This is a genomic window from Pseudoxanthomonas sp. PXM02, assembly GCF_014851805.1.
GTDB lineage: Bacteria > Pseudomonadota > Gammaproteobacteria > Xanthomonadales > Xanthomonadaceae > Pseudoxanthomonas_A.
Genome location: NZ_JACVAK010000001.1, coordinates 767,559 through 784,446 on the forward strand (window position 1 = coordinate 767,559; position 16,888 = coordinate 784,446).

General features: G+C 68.5%; 17 protein-coding genes and 1 riboswitch. Of the genes, 14 read left to right on the forward strand and 3 right to left on the reverse strand.

Annotated features, from left to right (window positions below):
* Positions 1-105: 105 nt before the first annotated feature.
* A riboswitch (glycine riboswitch) is annotated at positions 106-227 on the forward strand.
* 42 nt (positions 228-269) lie between these two features.
* From gcvP to IB225_RS03650, 3 genes are all read left to right on the forward strand, one after another.
* Positions 270-3,173: an aminomethyl-transferring glycine dehydrogenase gene (gcvP, locus tag IB225_RS03640; protein WP_192309815.1), complete on the forward strand. Its 2,904-nt coding sequence runs from the start codon at positions 270-272 to the stop codon at positions 3,171-3,173.
* 165 nt (positions 3,174-3,338) lie between these two features.
* Positions 3,339-5,189, forward strand: coding sequence for a DUF11 domain-containing protein (locus IB225_RS03645; RefSeq protein WP_192309816.1), 1,851 nt, complete (start codon positions 3,339-3,341; stop codon positions 5,187-5,189).
* Positions 5,190-5,257: 68 nt separating this feature from the next.
* On the forward strand, positions 5,258-6,502 hold the full coding sequence (locus tag IB225_RS03650; protein ID WP_192309818.1) for a cation:proton antiporter: 1,245 nt from the start codon (positions 5,258-5,260) through the stop codon (positions 6,500-6,502).
* A 36-nt stretch (positions 6,503-6,538) separates the two neighbouring features.
* Here the strand turns inward: IB225_RS03650 and IB225_RS03655 are convergent, their stop codons facing one another.
* Together IB225_RS03655 and IB225_RS03660 are read right to left on the reverse strand one after the other, a co-directional pair.
* A complete protein-coding gene (locus IB225_RS03655) occupies positions 6,539-7,306 on the reverse strand; it encodes a hypothetical protein (RefSeq protein ID WP_192309820.1) in 768 nt (255 codons plus the stop codon).
* Positions 7,307-7,443: 137 nt separating this feature from the next.
* Complete coding sequence (locus IB225_RS03660; protein WP_345776565.1) at positions 7,444-8,346, reverse strand: LysR family transcriptional regulator; 903 nt, start codon at positions 8,344-8,346, stop codon at positions 7,444-7,446.
* Positions 8,347-8,473: 127 nt separating this feature from the next.
* On the opposite strand from IB225_RS03660, the gene IB225_RS03665 reads away from it, so the two are divergent.
* On the forward strand, positions 8,474-9,238 hold the full coding sequence (locus IB225_RS03665; protein WP_192309822.1) for an SDR family oxidoreductase: 765 nt from the start codon (positions 8,474-8,476) through the stop codon (positions 9,236-9,238).
* A gap of 169 nt (positions 9,239-9,407) precedes the next feature.
* Here the strand turns inward: IB225_RS03665 and IB225_RS03670 are convergent, their stop codons facing one another.
* Complete coding sequence (locus IB225_RS03670; RefSeq protein WP_192309823.1) at positions 9,408-9,836, reverse strand: VOC family protein; 429 nt, start codon at positions 9,834-9,836, stop codon at positions 9,408-9,410.
* A 134-nt stretch (positions 9,837-9,970) separates the two neighbouring features.
* Between IB225_RS03670 and IB225_RS03675 the strand changes: the two genes are divergently transcribed.
* From IB225_RS03675 to IB225_RS03720, 10 genes are all read left to right on the forward strand, one after another.
* Positions 9,971-10,429, forward strand: coding sequence for a hemerythrin domain-containing protein (locus IB225_RS03675; protein WP_192309830.1), 459 nt, complete (start codon positions 9,971-9,973; stop codon positions 10,427-10,429).
* Between the two features lie 49 nt (positions 10,430-10,478).
* Positions 10,479-11,699, forward strand: a complete 1,221-nt coding sequence (locus IB225_RS03680) for a helix-turn-helix domain-containing protein (RefSeq protein WP_192309831.1) — start codon at positions 10,479-10,481, stop codon at positions 11,697-11,699.
* Between the two features lie 33 nt (positions 11,700-11,732).
* Positions 11,733-12,398 (forward strand): PQQ-binding-like beta-propeller repeat protein, encoded by a 666-nt coding sequence (locus tag IB225_RS03685; RefSeq protein WP_192309833.1) that lies wholly within the window; start codon positions 11,733-11,735, stop codon positions 12,396-12,398.
* A 114-nt stretch (positions 12,399-12,512) separates the two neighbouring features.
* The gene (locus tag IB225_RS03690; RefSeq protein ID WP_192309835.1) at positions 12,513-13,277 is read left to right on the forward strand and encodes a thioredoxin family protein; all 765 of its coding nucleotides are present in this window, start codon (positions 12,513-12,515) and stop codon (positions 13,275-13,277) included.
* A gap of 18 nt (positions 13,278-13,295) precedes the next feature.
* Positions 13,296-13,940 carry a hypothetical protein gene (locus IB225_RS03695; RefSeq protein WP_192309836.1) on the forward strand — a complete coding sequence of 215 codons (645 nt, stop codon included), beginning with the start codon at positions 13,296-13,298 and terminating at the stop codon, positions 13,938-13,940.
* Between the two features lie 105 nt (positions 13,941-14,045).
* Positions 14,046-14,498 carry a hypothetical protein gene (locus tag IB225_RS03700; protein WP_225583246.1) on the forward strand — a complete coding sequence of 151 codons (453 nt, stop codon included), beginning with the start codon at positions 14,046-14,048 and terminating at the stop codon, positions 14,496-14,498.
* A 13-nt stretch (positions 14,499-14,511) separates the two neighbouring features.
* Complete coding sequence (locus tag IB225_RS03705; RefSeq protein WP_192309838.1) at positions 14,512-14,958, forward strand: 3-dehydroquinate dehydratase; 447 nt, start codon at positions 14,512-14,514, stop codon at positions 14,956-14,958.
* Positions 14,945-15,157, forward strand: a complete 213-nt coding sequence (locus tag IB225_RS03710; protein ID WP_225583247.1) for a hypothetical protein — start codon at positions 14,945-14,947, stop codon at positions 15,155-15,157. Before IB225_RS03705 ends, IB225_RS03710 begins: the two co-directional genes overlap by 14 nt.
* 71 nt (positions 15,158-15,228) lie before the next feature.
* The gene (locus IB225_RS03715) at positions 15,229-15,744 is read left to right on the forward strand and encodes a sigma-70 family RNA polymerase sigma factor (protein WP_192309842.1); all 516 of its coding nucleotides are present in this window, start codon (positions 15,229-15,231) and stop codon (positions 15,742-15,744) included.
* Between the two features lie 20 nt (positions 15,745-15,764).
* A complete protein-coding gene (locus IB225_RS03720; protein WP_192309843.1) occupies positions 15,765-16,793 on the forward strand; it encodes a FecR domain-containing protein in 1,029 nt (342 codons plus the stop codon).
* Positions 16,794-16,888 lie beyond the last annotated feature (95 nt).

Below are 16,888 nucleotides of genomic sequence, written 5' to 3' on the forward strand. Positions count from 1 at the left end.
GGGCTATAATCCGCCGGCAAGACCCGGTGGGAGAAGCCCGTCGCCCGCGACGTGCTGCCGAAGGCGCAAACGCCCGTAATCGCTCAGGCCCGATACCACCCCTGCTGCAAACACTCTGGAGAGACCGGCCGTCCTCGTGGCAGCGCCGGCGCCGAAGGGGCACGAAGCACGCGACTTCCTCGTCGTCGCGCTTCCAAACTCTCAGGCAAAAGGACAGAGGGGCATCCCACGCGCGGTTTCCGCGCGCCGGTCCTCATTGCCCTTCCCGGATGCCTCCCATGTCGAACACCCCCTCCCTGCGCGAGCTGGAACACCACGGCGCGTTCCTCGAACGCCACATCGGCCCCAACGACGCCGAGATCGCGCACATGCTGCACGTGGTCGGCCACGCCTCGCTCGATGCGATGACCGATGCCATCGTGCCGGGCAGCATCAAGTCCGCGCAGCCGCTGGCCCTGCCTGCCCCGATCAACGAGGAAGAGGCGCTGGCGAAGATCCGCGCCGTCGCCGACCGCAACCAGGTGTTCCGCAGCTTCATCGGCCAGGGCTACTACGGCACGCACACGCCGAAGGTCATCCTGCGCAACATCCTCGAGAACCCGGCCTGGTACACCGCCTACACGCCGTACCAGGCGGAGATCTCGCAGGGCCGCATGGAAGCGCTGATCAACTTCCAGACCATGGTCACCGACCTGACCGGCATGGAGATCGCCAGCGCCTCGCTGCTGGACGAAGGCACCGCCGCCGCCGAGGCGATGACGCTGGCCAAGCGCTCGGCCAAGTCGAAGTCGAACACCTTCCTGGTCGCCGGCGATACCCATCCGCAGACGCTGGAAGTGCTGGCCACCCGTGCTGAACCGCTGGGCATCACCGTCGAGCTCGTGCGCTCCACCGACGCCTTCCACGAGAAGCTCGCCGCCGGCGACTACTTCGGCGTGCTGGTGCAGTACCCCGCTTCCAGCGGCTGGATCGCCGACTGGGCAAAGGACGCCGACGCCATCCACGCGCACAACGCGCTGTTCGTCGTCGCCACCGACCTGCTGGCGCTGACGCTGCTGAAGCCGCCGGGCGAGATGGGCGCCGACATCGTGGTCGGCAACTCGCAGCGCTTCGGCGTGCCGTTCGGTTTCGGTGGCCCGCACGCCGCCTTCATGGCCTGCCGCGATGCTTACAAGCGCAGCATGCCGGGCCGCCTGATCGGCGTATCGGTCGATGCCGAAGGCAAGCCGGCGTACCGCCTGACCCTGCAGACGCGCGAGCAGCACATCCGCCGCGAGAAGGCCACGTCCAACATCTGCACCGCGCAGGTGCTGCTCGCGGTGATGGCCAGCATGTACGCGGTCTATCACGGCCCCGAAGGCCTGGCGCGCATCGCCAGCCGCGTGGCCCGCCTGACCGCCATCCTGGCCGATGGCCTGCGCACGCTCGGTTATCCGGCGGTGCACGCCAGCGCCTTCGACACACTATGCGTCGAACCCGGTGACGCGCGCGATGCCATCCTGGCCCGCGCCCGTGCCGCCCGACTCAACCTGCGCGTGCGCGGCAACGGTTCGCTGTGCGTCTCGTTGGACGAAACCACCACCCGCGCCGACATCGAGGCGCTGTGGGCCGTGTTCGCCGGTGAAGGCGTCGCGCTGCCGTCGGTCGATGCGCTGGATGCCAGCGCACCGTCGCTGATCCCGGACGCCCTGCGCCGCAGCAGCGACTTCCTGACCCATCCGGTGTTCAACACGCACCACAGCGAGCACGAACTGCTGCGCTACATGCGTGCGCTGTCGGACAAGGACCTGGCGCTGGACCGCACCATGATCCCGCTGGGCAGCTGCACCATGAAGCTCAACGCCACCGCCGAAATGATCCCGGTGACGTGGCCGGAGTTCGGCAACATCCACCCGTTCGCGCCGGTCGAGCAGTCGCAGGGCTATACGCAGTTGATCGACGAACTGGAAGCGATGCTGGTGGAGTGCACCGGCTACGACGCCGTCAGCCTGCAGCCGAACTCCGGCGCGCAGGGCGAATACGCCGGCCTGCTGGCCATCCGTGCCTATCACCGCGCACGCGGCGAAGGCCATCGCGACATCTGCCTGATCCCGGAATCCGCGCACGGCACCAACCCGGCCAGCGCGCAGATGTGCGGCATGACCGTGGTGGTCACCAAGTGCGACGCCAACGGCAACGTCGACGTGGAAGACATCCGCCGCGCCGCCGAGAAGTACAGCGACCGCCTGGCCGCGATCATGATCACCTATCCGTCCACGCATGGCGTGTTCGAGGAAGACGTGGTCGCCATCTGCGACATCGTCCACCAGCACGGCGGCCAGGTGTATACCGACGGTGCCAACATGAACGCACTGGTCGGCGTGGCCAAGCCCGGCAAGTGGGGCTCGGACGTCTCGCACCTCAACCTGCACAAGACCTTCTGCATCCCGCACGGCGGCGGCGGCCCCGGCGTCGGCCCGTGCGCGGTGAAGGCACACCTGGCGCCGTACCTGCCGAAGAAGCTCGGCGGCGAAGGCGATGTAGGCATGGTCAGCGCAGCCAGCTTCGGCAGCGCCAGCATCCTGCCGATCAGCTGGATGTACATCACGCTGATGGGCGCGGCTGGCCTGCGCAAGGCTACGCAGGTGGCCCTGCTCAATGCCAACTACATCGCCAAGCGCCTGGAGCCGCACTTCGAGACGCTGTACACCGGCCGCAACGGGCTGGTGGCGCACGAGTGCATCCTCGACCTGCGCCCGATCAAGGACCGCACCGGCATCAGCGCCGAGGACGTGGCCAAGCGCCTGATCGACTTCGGCTTCCACGCGCCGACGCTGAGCTTCCCGGTGGCCGGCACACTGATGGTCGAGCCGACCGAAAGCGAATCGCAGCACGAGCTGGACCGCTTCATCGACGCGATGATCGAGATCCGCGAGGAAATCCGCGCCGTCGAGGACGGTCGCCTGGATCGCGAGGACAACCCGCTGAAGAACGCGCCGCACACCGCCACGATGGTGATGGCCAGCGAGTGGACCCACGCGTATCCGCGTGAACTGGCCGCGTTCCCGCTGGCCACGCTGAAGCTGCAGAAGTACTGGCCGCCGGTCTCGCGCGTGGACAACGTCTATGGCGACAAGAACGTCATGTGCGCCTGCATCCCGGTGGATGCCTACAAGGAAGACGTGGAGGCGTAAGCCGTCCACCCTCGTCGTACCCGCGAGGCCCCGCATGTCGGGGCCTCGTGTTTTCTGAACAACATGCAGTCGCTTGCTGAACGGTGCAGCATGTAAAAACGTCTTCACAGATCACTGTGATATCACGTGACGGGGCGCTCGGCCCTGCGAACCAGCACTATCTGCATGCAGACGACGGCATCGTGGACGCGCCCCTTCTGGATTGTTCTCGCCTGCCTCGCGAGCCTGCTGGCCTCCACCGTCGCCGAGGCCTCCACCCTGGTCCGCAGCTATACGCCCCGCTACAGCACCACGGCGCGCGGCGACCTGCTGGTAATCGGCAACACGCTGATGACGTGCCCGGCCTCGGCCGCGAACTGCACGAGCGCCCAAGGCGGCGGCAGTTTCAACAACAACAGCTTCTCGATGGAGTGGGTGAACGCCGACAACGTCACCGTGTCGCCGCAGAACTCCTCCACTGCCACGCTCAACATCCCCGGCGGCAGCACGGTGGTGTTCGCCGGGCTCTACTGGGGCGCCGACACCAGCAGTGGCGGCGGTGGCGCGGCGCCCGTGCCGGCCAGCCGCAACGTGGTGCGCTTCGCCACCCCGGCCTCCGGCTACGCCAACACCACCGCGACCACGGTCGACGTCAGCGGCACCCGCTTCTCCGCGATGGCCGACGTCACCTCGCGCGTCCAGGCCGGCGGCTCCGGCATCTACAAGGTGTCCGGCATCCAGGCCGGCCGCGGCACCGACCGTTACGCCGGCTGGTCGCTGGTGGTGGTGGTGACCAACCCCACCCTGCCACCGCGCAACATGGTGGTGTTCGACGGCTACGCCACGATCAACAGCAGTGCCCCGACCGCCATCACCACCTCCGTCAGCGGATTCCGCACGCCCCCCACCGGCACGGTGAACTCGCGGGTCGGGTTCGTCGCCTACGAGGGCGACCTCGACAGCACCGGTGACAGCTTCCAGGTCAACGGCACCAACCTCAGCAACGGACTCAACCCGACCAACAACGCCTTCAACTCGACCATCAGCAGCGGCGGCACCCACTTCACCGCGAAGAGCCCCAACTACACCAACCAGCTCGGCTTCGACGCCGACCTGTTCGACACCACGCTGCTGCCCAACAACGCGACCTCGGCCACGCTGACCTTCACCACCGGCGGCGAGACCTACTTCCCGGCTGCGATCCTGTTCTCGACAGTGGTGTTCGAACCGGTGATCGATTCGAACTTCATCAAGTCGGTGACCGACCTCAACGGTGGCACCGTGGGCACCGGCGACATCCTCGAGTACACACTGGCCTACGGCAACACCGGCAATGACGGTGCGCTGCAGGTGGTGGTCACAGACCCCATTCCACCCAACACCACCTACGTGCCCGGGTCGCTGCAGATCGTGTCCGGTCCCAACGCCGGCGCCAAGAGCGATGCTGTCGGCGACGACCAGGCCAACTTCGACAGCGCCAACAACCGCGTGGTGTTCCGATTGGGGACCGGCGCGAACGGGCTGGTGGGCGGCACGCTGTCACCGGGTGTCACCGGCAGCCTGCGATTCCGCGTGCAGGTGAACGCCACCGCACCGCAGAACACGGTCATCCCCAACACCGGCCAGACCGCCTATGTCTCGGCGTCGCTCAACGAGGCCAGGACCGCCAACTCGAACACGGTGTCGGTCACCGTCTCCAACCAGGCCGACGTCTCGATCACCAAGACGGCGAGCGCGGCCCAGGTCAATGCGGGCGAACCCGTCGAGTTCACGCTGACGATCGACAACGCCGGTCCCGCCGCCGCCAACGGCACGGTGCTGCGCGACCCCGCGGTGGCCAACCTGCAGTGCCTGACCGCGCCTGCACCGGGAACCGCGACCTGCGAGGGCACGGGGGGCGCGCTGTGCCCCGGCGGCGTGGCAAGCGGTCCGATCGCCGTGTCGGCGCTGCAGTCCGGCGCCGGCGTCGTGCTGCCCACGTTGCCGGCGGGTGGACGCATCGTGGTGGAACTGACCTGCGTGCCGACCAGCCCCTGATGCCGCGCTGACGCAGGCCACGGCGCGGTGGCGATGCAGAGACATGGACTGCCGCTATCATCGCCGCCATGCCCGGTCCCCTCGCCTTCGCCCTCGACGCACTGATCTTCATCGGCCTTGCCTGGGTCGTCTGGCGTGCATTGGGGCGATCGATTCCGATCGCGGTCATTCCCATCGTCATCGGCCTGCTGCTGGCGGCCACCGGTGCGCTGCCGGCGAGTTGGGGCGTGCCGTCGACGCTCGGCGACCAGGTCGGCTTCCTCGGCGTGCTGTTGCTCGCGTTCACCGCGGGCCTGGAGACGCGGCAGTCCGCGCACCTGCCCAGCGCGCCCGATGCCGCCCCGCTGCCACGCACACAGGCGATGCGTTTCATCGCCAGCGCCGGCATGGCGCTGCTGCTGCCGTTCGCACTGGGCACGCTGGCGGCGCACTACTACTTCACCGGCCTGCCGGGCTGGGCCGCACCGCAGGGCGGCGCCTGGATGGGCGCGCTGGCGATCGGCCTGTGCCTGGCCGTGAGCGCACTGCCGGTGCTGATCGGCATCGTGCGCGAACTCGGCCCGCTGCACCGCCCGCTGACCCACCTCGCGCTGCGCATCGCAGTGATCGACGACGCCGTGCTGTGGACCGGCCTGGCGTTGCTGCTGATCGCGGCGGAAGGCGGCTCGCTGCTGGACGGCGCGTCGTCGCTCACGGGGGTCGCGATGGGCGTGCTCGTGGTGCTTGCCGCCGCAGGTACGCTCGCGCAACGCCTGCGCGCCGAACCGCCGGCGTGGCTCGTGTGGCTGGCGTTACCGGTGTTCCTGACCACCGGTGCGTGGGCGAGCTCGCACCTGGGCCTGCATGCATTGCTGGGCGCCTACTTCGGCGGCGCGATGGTGCCGTCAACGTGGACGAAGCGACTGCCGGTCGAGCGCATGGGCCAGTTCGCGCTGATCGGCATCGCGCCGCTGTTCTTCGGCCACAGCGGCCTGAAGATCGACGGCAGCGTGCTGGGCTGGGCCTCGCTGCAGGCCTCGCTGGCCCTGCTGGTGCTGGCCGTGCTGGCGAAGCTCGCTGCCGTGCTGCTGTGCCCGCCCGCCTCCACGCTGTCTCGCCGCGAGACGCTCGCGGTCGGCGCGCTGCTGCAATGCAAGGGCCTGATGGAAATCGTCGCGGCCACCATCCTGCGCGACAAGGGCCTGCTGTCCGAACATGCCTTCGCTGCGCTGGTCACGCTGGCGGTGCTGTCGACGCTGCTGACCGGCCCGTTCTTCCGCGCACTGGTGAAGCGCCGGGTGACGGCCGATGCGCATGGCCGCCACGCCGTGTGATCAAGACCCTGCGCAGTGACGCGGCAGCACGGACACTCACAGCAATTCGATGAACCTGGCCTTGCACTGCCCGGCGACATCCTGCACATCGCGTTTGAGCATCGCCATGTCGTCGGCCAGGTAGTCGACCAGCGCGCTGACTTCTGAGGCCTTGTGCCTCGCGAATGCAGAACAATCGCGTTCCAGCAGTACCGTTCCGGTCCGCTTGTCCAACAGCGTCATCCGGCTGATGTAGGTGAACCAGATGCCGGTGAGCCGTGTATTGCGGGATATCTGCCAGGCGTGCGTCTGGACGTCGAGCACCAGATCCGTGTCGGCACTCCTGGCGATCAGTTCATCCACGTCGGTGTCCGCGACAAAGATACCCCGCGGCAGCGTCGCCGGCAGCGTGACCGGCGATGCGGCAGGTTCGTGAGCGATCACGCCCAAGGTCTTCAGGTGCTGCAGCAGGTCCGTTGCCATCGCAGGCGCGGGATCGACAAGACCGGGGATCGATACCGGAATCGCCGCATCTCCCATGTCGAATGTCAGCAGTGCACTGCCCTGTTGGTGGCGGTCGGTGATGCGGCCTTCGGGGTCCGCGAGAAGCACTCCAATGCGCTCCTTCTCTTCGTCCGACGTCACCATGAAACGCACGCCGAACAGCGATGTCTCCCTCGGCTCGTGCACGACGATCGACGCGGACTTGCCCACGATCGACTTGCGCTCCTGCTCGGACAAGGTCTTCCAGTCCTTCGGGGCCGCCAGCGACGCCAGGGGAAGAAGCAACACGCAGGCCGCGAAACACCCGCGCACGATCGTCATCCGCGACACTCCCTTTCCCTGTATAGAACCACGCAGCCCGGCGATGCAACGCGCGCGACGGCCGCTCCCCTGGCATCGATTCTGCTGACGCGCTCCACGGCGCGTCAATGCGGAGGCCTGCCGGAGACGGACGCGCGCTAGGCATCCAGGTACGGACGCGAGGTCTCCGTCAGCCACGCCATGAATGCCTGCACGCGCTGCGGCAGGTGGCGGCGGTGCGCGTACAGCAGCGTCACCGGCATCGGTTCTGCGCGGTACTGCGGCAACACTTCCACCAGCTGCCCCTGCTCGATCAGCGTGCTCAGGCCGGCCATCGGTGCCTGGATCAGACCCAGTCCCGCCATGCACGCCGCCTCGTAGGCGTCGGAACTGTTGACGGTCAGCGCGCCCGGCATCGGCAGGCTGGCGAACTGTGTGCCGTCCCAGTACTCCCATCCTTCCGGCTTGCCGCCAAAGGTGCTGGCGTAGTGGATCAGGCGATGCCCTTCCAGATCGTCCAGCGACGACGGCACGCCGTGGCGTTGCAGATAAGCCGGACTGGCGCAGGTCACCACGCGCAACTGGCCCAATGGTCGCGCGATGAGGCTGGTGTCGGCCAGCGTGCCGACCCGCAGCACGCAGTCGAAGCCCTCGCGCACCACATCCACGCGACGGTCCGTGCAACTCAGCTCCAGCTCCAGTTGCGGATGCGCCTGCAGGAAGTCCGGCAGATGCGGCAACACGAAGTGCCGCGCGAAGCGCGCCGGCATATCCACCCGCAGGCGACCTCGCAACGCCTGCGGTGTGCGCGCGAACAGGTGCTGCACCTCGTCCATGTCGGCCAGCAGGTCGCGGCAGCGCTCGTAGAACGCCTGACCGTCCTGGGTCATCTGCACGCGCCGCGTGGTCCGGTGCAGCAACTGCGTGCCCAGCCAGGCTTCCAGTTGCTGCACGGCGGTGGACACACTGGCCTTGGGCAGGCCCAGGCTGTCGGCAGCCCGGGTGAAGCTGGCCATCTCCGCGACCCGGACGAAGGCCTGCATGGCGTCGAGGCGGTTCACGGCAGCTCCCGGTATTGTTCGCCAATGGCGAACGGTCCAATCAGTTTAAGCCGATTTATCCACACTCAGCGACCCAATACAGTGCTTCCACGGTGAATCCACCGCCTTCCCCGACTGGAGACCTGCCATGAGCACCAACCCTTCCCCCCTCACCCTGATCACCGGCGGCAGCCGCGGCCTGGGCCGCAACATGGCGCTGGCCGTCGCCCGCCAGGGCCATGACGTCCTGCTGACCTATCGCAGCCAGCAGGCCGAAGCCGACGCGGTCGTCGCGGAGATCGAAGCCCTCGGCCAGCGCGCTTCGGCACTGCCGCTGGACGTCGGCCAAAGCGACACCTTCGATGCCTTCGCCGACGCCGTGCGCGCGCAACTCACCGCATGGAACCGCGATTGCATCGACCACCTGGTCAACAACGCCGGCATGGGCGTACACGCCGGCTTTGCGGAGACCACGCGCGAGCAGTTCGATGCACTGGTGGACGTGCACTTCAAGGGCCCGTTCTTCCTGACCCAGACACTGCTGCCGCTGATCGCCGACGGCGGACGCGTCGTCAACATCTCGTCCGGCCTGGCGCGGTTCGCCCTGCCCGGTTACGCCGCGTACGCGGCGATGAAGGGCGCAATGGAAGTGTTGACGCGCTACCAGGCCAAGGAGCTCGGCGCGCGCGGCATCGCGGTGAACATCGTCGCGCCCGGCGCGATCGAAACCGACTTCGGCGGCGGCGCCGTACGCGACAACGCACAGCTCAACGCATTCGTCGCCTCGCAGACGGCGCTCGGCCGCGTCGGCCTGCCGGACGATATCGGCGGCGTGGTGGCCTCGCTGCTGTCGCCAGGGATGGGCTGGGTCAACGCACAGCGCATCGAAGCGTCGGGCGGGATGTTCCTGTAAGCAAACCGTCCCCTCTCCCCGTGCAACGGGGAGAGGGTGCCGAAGGCGGGTGAGGGGCGAACGGAGGCAGGATGACCGAGGTTCGCGATGCTTCCACGTTCGGCGCGCTGCCCCTCATCCGCCCTTCGGGCACCTTCTCCCCGCGATGCGGGGAGAAGGACAGGGGCGATCAGAACTCGATCTTCACCGAAGGCGCACTGCGCTTCGCTTCGCCGTGGTAGACCGCCTCGATGTTGTTGCCATCGGGATCCAGCACGAAGGCCGCGTAGTAACCCGGATGGTACGGACGTTCACCCGGCGCGCCGTTGTCGGTGCCGCCGTTCGCCAGCGCCACTTTATGGAACGCGTCGACCGCAGCCCGGTCGTTGGCCTGGAACGCCAGATGATGCCGTCCGGTGAGTGCGCCCTGCGCGGCCTCGCTATCGGCCGTGGACACGAACAGTTCGTCGGCCCAGAAGTAGCCCTCGTCCTCGCCGCCCATCGGCACGCCCAACGTCTCGAACACCGCGCTGTAGAACGCCTTGCTGGCGCCCAGGTCGCGCACGACCAGCTGGATATGGTCGATCAGGCGACCGCGATGCAGTTCATTCGTTTCCATGGCAACGCCCTCCGGTGATGGTCGCGGCAGTATCCACGCGCATTGTGGACAGCCAGTGTCCGCGATAAGCCGTTAACGCGGCTTCCACACGGCGTGACGGACGCTGGCGCTCCGCCAGCCATCGCGAGCGCACCATGCCCGAGTCCATCTACGACGCCCTGCACGAAAGCCACGAAGCGCAGCGCTCGCTGTGCCGCCGTTTGCTGCGCTCGAAAGCCGGCACGCGCGAACGGCTGGACCTGTTCACCGCCCTGCGCATCGAACTGGCCGCGCACGCCGCCGCCGAGGAACGCTTCCTCTACGTGCCCATCCTGATGGACGACCGCGGACTGAATTCCTCACGCCATGCACTTCACGAGCACCACGAGATCGACGAACTGGTGGAAGACATCCAGTCGCTCGATCCCCGTTACGCTGCCTGGCTCAAGAAAGCGCGCGAGCTGTCGGAAAAGGTGCACCACCACCTGCGCGAGGAAGAGAAGAAATTCTTCCAGGTCTCCGGCCGCATCCTCAGTGCGACGAAGAAAGCGCAGCTGGCACGCCAGTACCGGCGCGACTACGCACGCATGCGGCGGGAGCTGGAAGCCGCGTAGTCGCGGCCCGGCACACCACGACCACGCGCGTCCACGGTAGCCTGCGCGCATGGACTCCCTGATCGCGGCCGCCGGACGCGCACTGACCGCCGGCGATGTGCTCGGCGCGCTCAAGCACGTGGGCTGGCGCGACGATCCCGCGGCGCTGGCGCTGCGGGGCATCGCGATGGCGCAACTGGGCGACTACCCGCGCGCGCGCGACCTGTTGCGCCGTGCTGTGCGCGGTTTCGGTCCGCGGGAGCCGCTCGCACGCGCGCGTTGTGTGGTCGCCGAAGCGGAGGTCGCCCTCGCCCTGCGCGATTTCGGCACCACGCCGCAGCGCCTGGACGAGGCCGCCCTCGTCCTGTCGACCCGCGGCGACCACGCCAATGCCCGCCATGCGCAGCTGATCGCCCTGCGCCGCTCGCTGCTGCTCGGGCGACTGGATGCCGCGCGCGCCGCGTTGGCCGGGCTGGATCTGGAAGGCGCGCCGGCCTCGCACCATGCCTTGGCCGGCCTCGCGGCGGCGGAACTGGCGATGCGCTCGCTGCGCACGCGCGAGGCGCGTCTGGCCCTGCAACGCGCGCAGGCCGCCGCGGCGCATGCGCGCATTCCGGCGCTGACGGCGGAGATCGCGCAGCTCGAATCCCTGCTGCAGCGCCCCGCCGCGCGCATCCTGCATGCCGGCCACGAACAACCGGTCACGCTGGACGAAGTGGAAGCCCTGCTCGCCTCCGGTGCGCTGGTCGTCGATGCCGTGCGCCACACCGTGCGCGATGCCAACGCCGTGGAAACACTCGCGCGGCGGCCGGTGCTGTTCGCGTTGCTGCGCGCGCTCGCCCTCGGCTGGCCTGGAGATGTCGACCGCACGGCGCTGATCGCGCGCGTCTTCCGCACGCGCGACCCGGACGAGACCCACCGCGCCCGGCTGCGCGTGGAAATCGGGCGCCTGCGCCGCCTGCTCGCGCCCTTCGCCGACCTTCCCGCCACCGCGCGCGGCTTCCAGCTCGTGCCACACGGTCCACGCGGCGTGGTGGTGCTGGCGCCGCCGGTCGAGGGCGAACAGGGCGCGCTGCATGGCCTGCTCGCCGACGGCATGGCGTGGTCGACCTCGGCACTGGCGCTGGCCACCGGCGACAGCCAGCGCGCCGTGCAACGCGCGCTCGCGATCATGGAGACCGCCGGCCAGGTTCGCGCCATCGGCCGCGCCCGCGCGCAACGGTGGGTGGCGTCGCCACTGGTCGGATTCACGACGATCTTGTTACTCCCCGCCTCGCCGTCGGCTGCGTAGATTGATCCCATTCCCGCGCACCCGGAGCACGCCATGAACGACACCCCGCGCCACGACACTACCGTCAGCACCGCCGAGATCGCCCGCGAGTACGGCCCGTTCGAGACCAGCAGCGGCATCGCCGGCGTGACCCACGACGGCACGCACGTGTGGGCTGCCACCGGCGACCGCCTGATCGCGATCGATCCGGACAGCGGCGACATCGCGCGCAGCCTCGCACGTCCGGCCGACGCCGGCACCGCGTTCGACGGCACGCACCTGTACCAGCTCGCCGAAGCGCGCATCGACAAGATCGATCCCGCCACCGGCGACGTGGTCGCCTCGATTCCCGCACCGGGCCAGGGCTGCGATTCGGGCATGGCCTGGGCCGAGGGCAGCCTGTGGGTTGGCCAGTACCGCGAACGCCGCATCGTGCAGATCGATCCCGCCACGGGCGCGGTGTTGCGCACGATCGAATCCGATCGCTTCGTCACCGGTGTCAGCTGGGTCGACGGTGAGCTATGGCACGGCACCTGGGAAGGCGATGACTGCGACCTTCGCCATATCGATCCGCAGGACGGTCGCGTACTGGAACGCGTGGAGATGCCGGCAGGCGTCCACGTCAGCGGTCTCGAATCCGACGGCGCCGGTCTCTTCTATTGCGGCGGCGGCCGCAGTGGCCTGGTCCGCGCCGTGCGCCGTCCCGCGCGCACCGGCTGATCGCCCGCCGCCCCGGGCGGCCCCTCGTTTCATCTGCATTCCCGATGCCCCGCGGCATCGGCACGGACGGCGCTTGCCTGCACCCCCGATCTCCCCGACGACCCGGAGTCCACGATGAACACACTCTCCCACGACACCCCCGCCATCGTTTCCCCCGACATGTGGCGCACGGCCCGCCTAGCCCTGCTCGCGCGCGAGAAGGAACTCACCCGTCTGCACGATGCGATCGCACGAGAACGCCGCGCCCTGCCCTGGGTGCGGGTGGAAACGCCGTACACCTTCGACACGCCGCACGGCACGCGCACGTTGGCGGAGCTGTTCGACGGTCGTCGCCAGTTGATGATCCAGCACTTCATGTTCGCACCCGGATGGGAGCAGGGCTGCAAGAGCTGCTCCTTCATGGCCGACCATCACGCCGGAGCCCTTAACCACCTTGCCCAGCGCGACCTCACCCTGATCGCCGTCTCGCGCGCGCCGCTGGCAGACATCGAGGCGTTCCGGCGACGCATGGGATGGACGTTCCCCTGGGCCTCTTCGTTCGGCACCTCGTTCAACCACGACTTCGGCGTCACCTTCACCCAGGAGGAGATGTCGCGTGGCGCGGTCGACTACAACTACGTTCGCCAGCCGTTTCCGCATGAAGAGGCGCCGGGCATCAGCGTGTTCGTGCGCGACGATGACGATCAGGTCTTCCATACCTACTCGCGCTACGGACGCGGCGTCGAGACGATGATGCACACCTATGCGCTGCTGGACCTCGCCCCGTACGGACGCGATGAGGATGCCGACGAATACCCGATGGCCTGGGTGCGCCACCATGACCGCTACGAGACGTCACCGGCCGTCGCAGGCGCCTGCTGTTCTTCGTCGAAGGCCTGAACCGGGAACGAAGACGTGATGCTGCCCGACGCCTCGCTGCCATGGCTGGCGATCGCCGGACTCGGCGCCCTGCATGGCCTGAGTCCGGCAAACGGCTGGCTGTTCGTCGCGGCACGGGCCACGCAGCGTCGCGACAGACGGGATGTCGGCCGTGCGCTGTTTCCACTCGCGTGCGGACACGCGGCCTCGGTGCTGCTGGTGGTCGCCGTGGTGATGCAGGGGATGGCACTGGACCGCGCGCGTCTCCAGCTTGTCGGCGGCGTGGTGTTGCTTGCACTCGCTGCCTGGCGACTCATCGCCGGCAAGCAGGATCGCGCCTCACACGAGGCACCGGGTGCGCGTCGTCCGGCGACGGCGCTGGCGATGTGGTCCTGCCTGATGGGTACCGCACAGGGCAGCGGGCTGATGCTCGTCCCCGCGCTGGTACCCCTGTGCGTATCGTCCGGGCCGGCCGGCGCGATCACCGCAAGCGGTTCGTTCCTGCTCATGCTGGGCGCCGTAGTCCTGCACCTGCTGGCGATGCTGTTCACCACGCACCTGGTCGCTATCGGGGTCTGCCGGGGCCTGCGTGCACGTCGCCTCGATCTGCAGGCGCGATACCTGGCTTCGCTGTGGACACTGCTGCTGGCGCTCACCGGAGCGGCGCTGATCGTGACGCGCTGACACCGCTACGCGTTCTTTACGCGGGCGCACCGGAACCGCATGGCGACGTTATGCGGCACACGCCTATCGTGGCGTCACCGCACTCTGGTGCGACCGACCGCTTCCATGTCCATCCTGATCCTGCGCGGCGTGCATGCCGCCACCCCGTTGCCCTCTTCGTCCCGCCCTTCCTTTGAACGTCCGTTGCACGAACGCGCGAAAACGGCTGGGCAGTCGCTGCAATGCCGTGCCTTCAACAGCGTCCGCGACCTGCTCGCCGGTCTGCAGCGTGCGCGCCGGGAACGTCCTGACATGCTGCTGCTCGACACGGGCGATCTCGTCCTTCAAGACAGCACGCAGGCGAAAGCCCTGCGTGACGCCCTCGACGATCTGTCGTCGCCGTACATCGAAGTGCATGACGACGCCGCGCATGCGCTGGAGCCGCGCGTACGACCGCAACACGCCCCGCTGGTCACCGTCATCCTGCGCAACGACCTGCCACGCGCCTACGCCATGGCGCTCGACATCGCGCTGCGCCGCCTCGATCGCCCAACCGCGACGGACACCTTCCATGCCTGAGCCGGAGACCCTCATGTCCATCCTCGTCATCCGTGGCCCCGAGTGCCGCGACAGCCTGACCTCGGCGCCGTTCCCGCTGCCGCCATCCGTGCTCGGCGCGCTGGTGCAGCGTGCCGGCTGCGCGGGCCAGACGCTGGCCGTGCGCAGTTGCGGCTCCACCACGGAAGTGCTCACCGCCCTGCGCCTGGCCAACGAATGGGGTGTACGCGCCACCCTGCTCGATCCCGGCTCGCTCACCGACCATCCGCTGCTGCAACGCGCGGTGCAGGGGCTGGCGCATCCCTATGTGGAGGTGCACGACGGCCTCGGCGAACAGGAAGCCAGCTTCCCGGCTTCCACCGGCCGTCGCCTCGCGGTGGTCGACGGCTACGGTGCGCGCAGCTATGCGCTCGCCCTGGAGATCGCGCTGGAACAGCTCGGTTGTGCCGAGTGCGAATGCGATGTACATGTCGGCACGTGACGAAACCCGCCACTACTTCGCCGACTACGAGGTCTACCAGGACGGCCATGCCATCGCCTGGGGCCAGGTGACGCACAGCATGCGCATCGATGACGACATGGCTGCCGCCGCATTGGTGGCAGCGTTGCGTGCACACGCTGCCAACGTGCACGACGTCGACACCGGCGCCATCCGGCTGCGCGGCATCCACCGGCTCTGACCTCCGCCCCCTGTCACCGGGATGTCATCGCGGCCGCGTACCTTGCCGCGTTTTGGGGACTGGGTGGGACGTTGGCCGAGCAGGCGATCCGGGCGCTGACACGCGTCTTCACCGACCAGGCGCCCGCGCTCCGTGGTTTCTTCGCACGCCGCGGCGCCAACGACGAGGCCGAAGACCTGGTGCAGGAAACCTACCTGCGCCTGCTGCGCGCGCACCAGGGCGGAGGCGAACGCATCGCCAATCCGGAAGCCTATCTCTACACCGTCGCCACCAATCTGGCGCGCGAACAGGCCGCACGCCGGCAGCGTTCACCGGTACCGATCGAAGACGTCGAACAGGTGGCCGCGCTGATGACCTCTCCGGACGGCGTCGAGGACGCGACCGATCGCGCACAGCGCCAACAGCATATGCATTCCCTGCTCGCCGGCCTGCCGGCACGCACGCGCGCCGTGCTGGTCATGCAGTACCGCGACGGCCTGACCTACCGCCAGATCGCCGACCGCATGGGCGTGTCGCCGCACATGGTGAAGAAGCACGTCGTACGTGGGCTGGCTGTCTGCCGGCGCGCCGTCGGGGACGACCGGTGAGCGAACGCCGATTCGACAGGATGACCGCCACCGAAGAGGCGGCGCACTGGCATCTGCGGCAGCGCGAAGGTGCGCTGGGTGCGGACGAGCAGCAGCGCTTCATGGACTGGCTGGTGGCCTCGCCGGACCACCTGCGCGAGTACCTCGCGATGGCACGCGTGACCGCCGAACTCGGCGACGCCGTGCGCAGCATGCCCGTGGACGCGGAGACCGAAGCCGTCATCGCGGGCCGCTCCGACCACCAGGCCAATGTCATTCCGCTGGGCCGCATGCAGACGGTCGCACCACGATCTTTTCCTTTCCGACAGCGTGCGTGGGCAACCCGCATGGCGGTGGCCGCCACGCTGCTGCTCGCGATCGCAACCGGCTGGCAGGCGGTGTCACCCCCTGCGCGCCACTACACCGCACCGCACGGCGCGCCACGCGTGTTCGCGCTGGACGATGGCACCGTGCTGCACCTCAATGCCGAGAGCGAGGCGAGCGTCTCGCTCGGCCTGTTCCATCGCCGCGTGTCGCTGACGCAGGGACAGGCCAGCTTCGTGGTCGCACCCGGGCGACGACCCTTCACCGTGCGCGCGGCCGGCATGGAAGTCCGCGACATCGGCACCACGTTCGACGTCTCGCTGCATCGCGACCAGGCGCGCTTCGGCGTCACCGAAGGCCGCATCCACGTGATCGATGACAACGGCGCGGGACGCCTGCTGGCCGATCTGAGCGCAGGCCAGGCGGCCCGCATCGCGCAGGCCGACCGCCATGTGCAACTCAGCGAGGAAGACACCGACGTCCTCACCGGCTGGTGGGAGCGCCGCGTGGTGTTCCGCGACGAGCCCCTGCGCGACATCGCCGACCGCTTCAACCGCATGAACCGCGTGCGCCTGCAGGTGGACGACAACGTCGCCGGCGCACTGCGGCTGACCGGCAACCTGCAGGCGGACGACCTTGCTTCGCTGCGCGCGTTCCTCGACGAACAGCCGACGCTGGCCACCACCGCGACAGCGGGCGAGATCCGCGTGCGCTCGCGCCACGTGTTGCTGCCCGGCGCGTACTGAGCCAAGCGCTGTAAGAAAAAATTCACGAAGAAAACGGTGCCCGATCTTCTTCGTCGGGAATCGTAGGGAGGTGAGCACGCGCTGGACGCGATGCC

Excerpts from the sequence above, each read along its gene's own strand:
- gcvP (WP_192309815.1), top strand. The coding sequence starts at position 270 with ATGCCTCCCATGTCGAACACCCCCTCCCTGCGCGAGCTGGAACACCAC.
- IB225_RS03645 (WP_192309816.1), top strand. The coding sequence starts at position 3,339 with ATGCAGACGACGGCATCGTGGACGCGCCCCTTCTGGATTGTTCTCGCC.
- IB225_RS03650 (WP_192309818.1), top strand. The coding sequence starts at position 5,258 with ATGCCCGGTCCCCTCGCCTTCGCCCTCGACGCACTGATCTTCATCGGC.
- IB225_RS03655 (WP_192309820.1), bottom strand. The coding sequence starts at position 7,306 with ATGACGATCGTGCGCGGGTGTTTCGCGGCCTGCGTGTTGCTTCTTCCC.
- IB225_RS03665 (WP_192309822.1), top strand. The coding sequence starts at position 8,474 with ATGAGCACCAACCCTTCCCCCCTCACCCTGATCACCGGCGGCAGCCGC.
- IB225_RS03670 (WP_192309823.1), bottom strand. The coding sequence starts at position 9,836 with ATGGAAACGAATGAACTGCATCGCGGTCGCCTGATCGACCATATCCAG.
- IB225_RS03675 (WP_192309830.1), top strand. The coding sequence starts at position 9,971 with ATGCCCGAGTCCATCTACGACGCCCTGCACGAAAGCCACGAAGCGCAG.
- IB225_RS03680 (WP_192309831.1), top strand. The coding sequence starts at position 10,479 with ATGGACTCCCTGATCGCGGCCGCCGGACGCGCACTGACCGCCGGCGAT.
- IB225_RS03685 (WP_192309833.1), top strand. The coding sequence starts at position 11,733 with ATGAACGACACCCCGCGCCACGACACTACCGTCAGCACCGCCGAGATC.
- IB225_RS03690 (WP_192309835.1), top strand. The coding sequence starts at position 12,513 with ATGAACACACTCTCCCACGACACCCCCGCCATCGTTTCCCCCGACATG.
- IB225_RS03695 (WP_192309836.1), top strand. The coding sequence starts at position 13,296 with ATGCTGCCCGACGCCTCGCTGCCATGGCTGGCGATCGCCGGACTCGGC.
- IB225_RS03700 (WP_225583246.1), top strand. The coding sequence starts at position 14,046 with ATGTCCATCCTGATCCTGCGCGGCGTGCATGCCGCCACCCCGTTGCCC.
- IB225_RS03705 (WP_192309838.1), top strand. The coding sequence starts at position 14,512 with ATGTCCATCCTCGTCATCCGTGGCCCCGAGTGCCGCGACAGCCTGACC.
- IB225_RS03710 (WP_225583247.1), top strand. The coding sequence starts at position 14,945 with ATGTCGGCACGTGACGAAACCCGCCACTACTTCGCCGACTACGAGGTC.
- IB225_RS03720 (WP_192309843.1), top strand. The coding sequence starts at position 15,765 with ATGACCGCCACCGAAGAGGCGGCGCACTGGCATCTGCGGCAGCGCGAA.